Annotated in this window: 6 protein-coding genes; 3 read left to right on the plus strand and 3 right to left on the minus strand. The window is 73.7% G+C overall.

The features are described 5' to 3' along the window. Positions 1-102: 102 nt before the first annotated feature. Positions 103-1,821, minus strand: coding sequence for a GAF domain-containing sensor histidine kinase (locus tag AC07AZ_RS33555; protein ID WP_478854507.1), 1,719 nt, complete (start codon positions 1,819-1,821; stop codon positions 103-105). 364 nt (positions 1,822-2,185) lie between these two features. Between AC07AZ_RS33555 and AC07AZ_RS33560 the strand changes: the two genes are divergently transcribed. Next, positions 2,186-3,400, plus strand: a complete 1,215-nt coding sequence (locus tag AC07AZ_RS33560) for a globin domain-containing protein (protein ID WP_478854508.1) — start codon at positions 2,186-2,188, stop codon at positions 3,398-3,400. Positions 3,401-3,865: 465 nt separating this feature from the next. After that, entirely contained in the window at positions 3,866-4,321 is a 456-nt protein-coding gene (locus AC07AZ_RS33565) for a pyridoxamine 5'-phosphate oxidase family protein (RefSeq protein WP_478854529.1), read from the plus strand. Between the two features lie 32 nt (positions 4,322-4,353). On the opposite strand, the gene AC07AZ_RS33570 is transcribed toward AC07AZ_RS33565, so the two are convergent. Together AC07AZ_RS33570 and AC07AZ_RS33575 are read right to left on the minus strand one after the other, a co-directional pair. Further along, positions 4,354-4,794 carry a pyridoxamine 5'-phosphate oxidase family protein gene (locus tag AC07AZ_RS33570; RefSeq protein WP_478854509.1) on the minus strand — a complete coding sequence of 147 codons (441 nt, stop codon included), beginning with the start codon at positions 4,792-4,794 and terminating at the stop codon, positions 4,354-4,356. 199 nt (positions 4,795-4,993) lie between these two features. Beyond that, positions 4,994-5,341 (minus strand): pyridoxamine 5'-phosphate oxidase family protein, encoded by a 348-nt coding sequence (locus tag AC07AZ_RS33575; RefSeq protein ID WP_478854510.1) that lies wholly within the window; start codon positions 5,339-5,341, stop codon positions 4,994-4,996. Between the two features lie 49 nt (positions 5,342-5,390). Here AC07AZ_RS33575 and AC07AZ_RS33580 point away from each other — a divergent pair, with 49 nt between their 5' ends. Then, the gene (locus tag AC07AZ_RS33580) at positions 5,391-6,086 is read left to right on the plus strand and encodes a universal stress protein (protein ID WP_478854511.1); all 696 of its coding nucleotides are present in this window, start codon (positions 5,391-5,393) and stop codon (positions 6,084-6,086) included. Positions 6,087-6,205 lie beyond the last annotated feature (119 nt).

Below are 6,205 nucleotides of genomic sequence, written 5' to 3' on the forward strand. Positions count from 1 at the left end.
GGGCGGCCCGGCCCAACGAGAGGGTGAGGGAGTCCTCACCCTCCCCAAGTACCGCACGCTCGGGGGGAGTTCGAGCCCCGGTGGCTGCCGGCGGAGGTTTTCCTACGCCCGGGGCGCCGGTACCCGCCACACCAGCCTCGCACCGCCGCCCTCGGGCTCTTCGGTCTCCAGCCGGCCGCCCATCTGCTCGGCACGCTCGGCCATGTTGCGCAGTCCGCTGCGGCGGCCGTCGGGCGCGAGACCCACACCGTTGTCGGTGACCGTCAGCCGTACCTCCCGCCCGTCCGTGGCCAGCACCACCTCGGCCCGGGTCGCGCGGGCGTGCCGGGCGATGTTGGTGAGGGCCTCGGAGAGCACGGCCACCACATGGTCGGCGATCTCCTTCGGCACGTCGGTGTCCAGCAGACCTTCCATCCGCACGCTGGGGGCGAAGCCGACCACCGGGGCCGCCTCGCCGACGACCCGTACGGCGCGGGCGCGCAGACCGGCCCCGCCGACGCCCTCGCGGGTGCGCAGGCCGAAGATCGTCGACCTGATGATTTTGATGGTCTCGTCGAGGTCGTCGACGGCGCGCACCACACGTTCGGACGCCTCGGCGTGCTCGATGAATCGGCCCGCGCTCTGCAGGGTCATGCCGGTGGCGAACAGCCGTTGGATCGCCAGGTCGTGCAGGTCGCGGGCGATGCGGTCACGGTCCTCGAGCACCGCGATCTGCTCGGCGTCCTGGCGGCGCCGCGCCAGTTCCATGGCGACGGCGGCCTGCGCGGCGAATGCCTGCAGGGTCTCGGTCTCGGTCGCCGAGAACCCCGGCCGGCCGGCCTCGCGCGCCAGCAGCACCACACCCTGCGGGCCCGCCTCGCCCGTGCCGACGGGCACGGCCACGGCGGGACCCAGTCCGCCGAAGCGCGGAGGTTCCCGCGAGATCCGTTCGTCGTGCGATACGTCCTGGCTGGTCACCGGTACGGCGCCGGAGAAGGCCAGTCCCATCAGGCTCTCGTCCATGGACAGGACCAGCCCGCGGTGTGCCTCGGCCTCCATGCCGACGGCGATCTCCACGGCGAGCGCCCCGGTGTCCCCCATGGGCAGCGCGACCGCCACCAGAGCGGACTGGGTGATCTCACCGGCCCGCTCGGCGATCAGTCCGAGGACCTCGGTGCTGGTGCCGCCGGACATCAGGCTGTGGGTGATCTCGGCGTTCGCCCGCAGCCAGCGCTCCCGCAGCCGGGACTCGGCGTACAGCCGGGCGTTGTCGATCGCGACCCCGGCCGCCACGGCCAGCGTGAGCGTGACCGACACGTCGTCCTCGTCGAACTGGCCGCCGCCGCGTTTCTCGGTCAGGTACAGGTTGCCGAAGACCTGGTCGCGCACCCGGATCGGAACGCCGAGGAAGGTTTTCATCGGCGGATGGTGCGGCGGGAAGCCGTACGAGGACGAGTGGTCGGAGATCTTCGCCAGGCGCAGCGGCTCCGGGTGGCGGATCAGTTCGCCCAGGATGCCGTGGCCCTCCGGGTAGGGGCCGATGCGGGCGATCTGCTCCTCGCTGACGCCGACCGTGTGGAAAGCCGACAGGCACTTGCCGTCCGGGCCGATCACGCCGAGTGCCGCGTACTCCGCGTCGACCAGCACCGCCGCGGCCTCCACGATGCTGCGCAGCACCTGCTCCAGGTCGAGTTCCCGGCCGACCGACAGCACCGCTTCCAGCAGGTTGTGCACCCGGTCACGGGTGCCGCGGGCCGCGTCCAGCCGCGCCTGCACCTCCTCCAGCAGTTCGTCCAGCCGCAGCTGAGGCAGCCGTACGCGGGCTTCCTCCGGGCCTGCCACCTGTGCGCCTCCAGGTCCGCTCACGCCACGGACACCCACCGGCCCGATCATCTGCCACGTTAGTCCCCCGGGCTCACGGCACGGTAGCCAGTCAGGCCGAGTCCCCCGGTCGCCCGGCGGGGCCTTCCGGCCCCCGGTGGCGACCGGCGAGGGCAGGGCCGACCGGTCGATGTCCTGCCGCCGTTCGGCCCCTGTCCGGCGGACCCGACGGGGCCGATGGGCCCAAAGTGACGGGTCCTTCGGCCCCACTTCGGTCCGCCTGCCCCGAATCGTGCCGGCGAACGTCCGGTGGCTGGTACACAGAAGTGCGTCGCCCCCGGGCGACGCCGCTGCCCCTGACCCGCCTGCCCTACCGGGAGACTTCATGCTGTCCGCGGAATCCGCCGTCCTCGTCCGGGCCACGCTGCCCGCCGTCGCCGGAGCGCTCGACGAGATCACCACCCGTTTCTACGGCACGATGTTCGCCGACCGGCCGGAGCTGCTCGACGGCATGTTCAACCGCGGCAACCAGGCGAGCGGTGTCCAGCGCCGCGCCCTGGCCGGCTCGATCGCCGCCTTCGCGACCGGGCTGCTCGACCACCCGGACACCCGCCCGGACACGCTGCTGGCCCGGATCGCGCACAAGCACGCGGCCGTCGGCGTCACCGAAGACCAGTACGCGATCGTGCACAAGTACCTGTTCGGCGCGATAGCCGGCGTCCTGGGCGAGGCGATCACCCCGGAGGTGGCGGCTGCCTGGGACGAGGTCTACTGGCTGATGGCCGGAGCCCTGACCAGCCAGGAGGCCCGCCTCTACCAGGACGCGGGCGTGCGGCCCGGCGAGATCTGGCGGCAGTGGACGGTCCTCGAACGACGGACCGAGACCACCGACGTCGTGTCCTTCCTGCTGCGCCCCTCGGACGGCGGACCCGCACCGCGGGCCCGCGCGGGGCAGTACGTGAGCGTCCGGGCGCACATGACCGACGGAGTGCGCCAGATACGCCAGTACAGCCTGTCCTCGGCCCCCGGCGGAGAGCTGCGGCGGATCACCGTGAAGCGGGTCGCGGCCGACGCGCTCGGACCGGAGGGCGAGGTCTCGAACCTGCTGCACGACCGCATCCGGGAGGGGGACGAGCTGACGCTGTCCGCCCCCTTCGGCGACGTCTTCCTCGACGAGCCGGCCGAGGCCGCCGGACCGCTCGTGCTGGTCTCGGCGGGCATCGGGTGCACCCCCATGCACGGCATCCTGGCCCACCTCGCCGCCCTCGGCTCGACCCGGCCGGTGCTGGTCCTGCACGCCGACCGCTCCCCCGCCGACCACGCCCTGCGCTCCGAGACGCACGACCTCGTCGGACAACTGCCGGGCGGCCGCGCCCTCTTCTGGTACGAGCGTCCCGGGCCCGGGGAAGTCGACGCCCGCACCGGCCTGATGGACCTGAGCGACACCGAACTCCCGCACGGGGCAACGGTGTTCCTGTGTGGCCCGCTGCCGTTCATGCGGGAGCTGCGCGGTCAGCTGCTGAAGGCCGGGGTCCCCGCACGGCACATCCGCTACGAGGTCTTCGGACCTGACCTGTGGCTGCCCGGCACCACGGCCTGAAACCGCCTCACCGTGTGCCGGCGGGCGCAGTCGAGCCCGCGTCCAGGGCCGTACGGCTCCGCGGCCGGGACCTTCGGCACCGGCGGGATCCAGCGGCGGGAGTGACACTTGGGACAGGAGCGGCACCGATCCCCCGCGGTGTCGTTCCGTTCGGGTCACCACGCGGAGATTCCGGCCCCGTGTTCGCGCCGCCCCGGCGCTTCCAGCGCGGTCGGGGCCACCGGACGCCGGCCGGGACCGAACGGCCGTGGCGCGAAGCACTCCCGAACGGCCGGAACGGCCCGCACGGGCCGATCAAACTGACCGGACTGACCGGACTGACCGGACTGACCGGACTGACCGGACTGACCGGACTGACCGGACTGACCGGAATGACCGGACTGACCGGAATGGTGGAGCCGGTCGGGCCCACGCGTGGCCGTGGGCGACAGACAACCGCGCGTGACCCCAGAGACGGAACCCGCCATGGCCGACGACGACCCGACGAACGTCCCAGCACCCCGCCGGACCATCGAGCTGGACGGCGCCGAGGCGTTGCGGCTGCTGGGCGGCGTGTCCCTGGGACGCGTCGTCTTCACCCGGCACGCGCTGCCGACCGTCCGCCCGGTCAACCACGTCCTGGTCGACGGCGACCTCGTCATCCGCACCCACGGTGACGCCGCGCTGACCCGGTACACGCGGCGGAGCGGGAACGAGGGGGCCGTCGTCGCCTACGAGGCCGACGACATCGACCCCGACACCCACCTGGGATGGAGCGTGGTCGTCACCGGCTACGCGCGGCTGGTCACCGATCCGCACGAACTGGACCGCTACCGGGCCCTGTTGCACCCCTGGGTCACGGAGCGGACGGATCACGCCGTCCGCATCCGTCCCGACCTCATCACCGGGGTACGCCTCACGCCCCAGCGCCCGACCCCGTAGGTCTGAGCCGCCGCGCGCCCGCCGAGCGGTACTCAGTGAGGCTGGCGCACCCCGTACAGGCTGCGTCCGCCGCCGAGTTCACGGCCCGTGACCAGCTCAGGGGCGATGCGGACGAACACCTCTCTCGGCGCCGGCGCCCGGGAACGCGGACCGGTCCGCAGCAGCCGGGCGTGCTCAGCGGGGTCGGTCACGAGCATGGCCGCGCCGGTGACCACCACGCTCCAGTCAGACCGCGTGGCCGCGTCGACCTCGTCGGCCTCGAAGGCGACCACCGCTCCGTCGATCGCACCCACCAGCTCGGAGGAGGCCGAGGTGCGCACCAGCACCGCGCCGTCACGGTCGAGACGGAAGCTTTCCGCGAACTCAGCCGGCGGCGCCTGCCGTGTGTGAACGACGCGCCCCACCGGCACGGTGGCCAACCGGTGCGCACACTCCTGCCGGCCGAGTTCGCGGAACCCGTCGTCGGCGTACATCCGACTCGGACCTCGATCCGGCGTCCCGTGACGGCGTACGGCACGATGCACAACCACAGGTCCCGCCGGCCGCCCGCCCACGGCGCGCTCTACGCCCGTTCCGCGAGCCCGGCGCGCCTCACCGGGGTCCGTCACCATCCGGGGTCCATCACCATCCGGGGTCCATCACCGTCCGGGGTCCGTCACTGTCCGGGGTCCGTCACCGTCCGGGGTCCGTCACCGTCCGGGCGTGGCCGCGCACCAGAACGCTCCAGCCCTCGCTGAACGCGTCGTCGATACGGTCGACCTCGCAGGCCACCTGGCAGCGGGACGCCAGCGACGGCGTGGCCCCGCGCCCGGTCCTGAAGACGACGTCTTCGACGTCCTGCCCGACCGACCGCGGGACCCGGCCGGTACGCCGTTCGGCGAGCCCGTGCCCACCGCGTCCGGCTGAGCCGGTGCGCCTGCCCGGCAGCCGCCCGCAGGACCCGGGGTGTCCGACGGTGTGAGCCGTTCGGCCCCTGCCCGAGCGCGGAGAAGCGCGACAGGCTGGACCGCGAGGACACACACCCCCCAGGCACCCTCAGCACCGGGCTGCACCAGAAGGACTGACCACGATGGACACAGCGATCCTCGCCTGTACGGACCCGTCGGCGCCCGGCGGTTCGGCGGCCGACTGGGCCGCGCGGGAGGCACGGCTGCACGGCCTGCCGCTGCGCGTGACCGCCGGCTCACCACCGGAGGTGAGCCAGGCCAAAATGATCGTGTACGACGTCTCCAGGGGCGCGCCCGACGCCGACGGGCCGCTCGCCTCCCGCGTTCCGCTGGCCGTCGAGACGTCGGACCGTCCGCTGGTGTTCGTCCCCGACCGGCACGCCTCCACCTACCGTGCCGGGCAGATCGTCCTCGGGGTGGACGCCCGCGACCCCTGCGGCCGGGCCGTCGAGTTCGCCCTCGCCGAAGCACGGGTGCGGGAGGCACGCCTGCACGCCGTCCACGCCTGGACCCTTCCGCCCGAGGCCCGCGAGCGGCCCTTCGGCCCACCGGAGCAGGACCGCGCGACCTGGGAGGACCACGAGGTGCAGCTGCTGGCCGACGCCCTGCGTCCGTGGCGCGAGAAGTACCCGGAGGTACCGGTGCTCGAAGACGTCGCCCTGCTCCCGCCGGCTCGGGCGCTTCTGCACCACTCCGCGAGCGCCACGCTCCTCGTGGTGGGCCGGAAGCCGTCCGACGGATGGGGCCGGGTCGTGCGGGCGCTGGTGGGCACGGCCGCGTGCCCCGTCGCCGTGGTGCCGGCGTGGGCGACGCCGTAGAACCGGGCCCGGGGGGGGGGGGGGGGGGGGGGGGGAGGGGGGGGGGGGAGGGGGGGGGGGGGGGGGGGGAGGGGGAGGGGGGAGGGCCGCGACGGTTGTGGGGTGGGTGGAGGCCGCCT

This window comes from Streptomyces sp. NPDC043878, assembly GCF_056435735.1.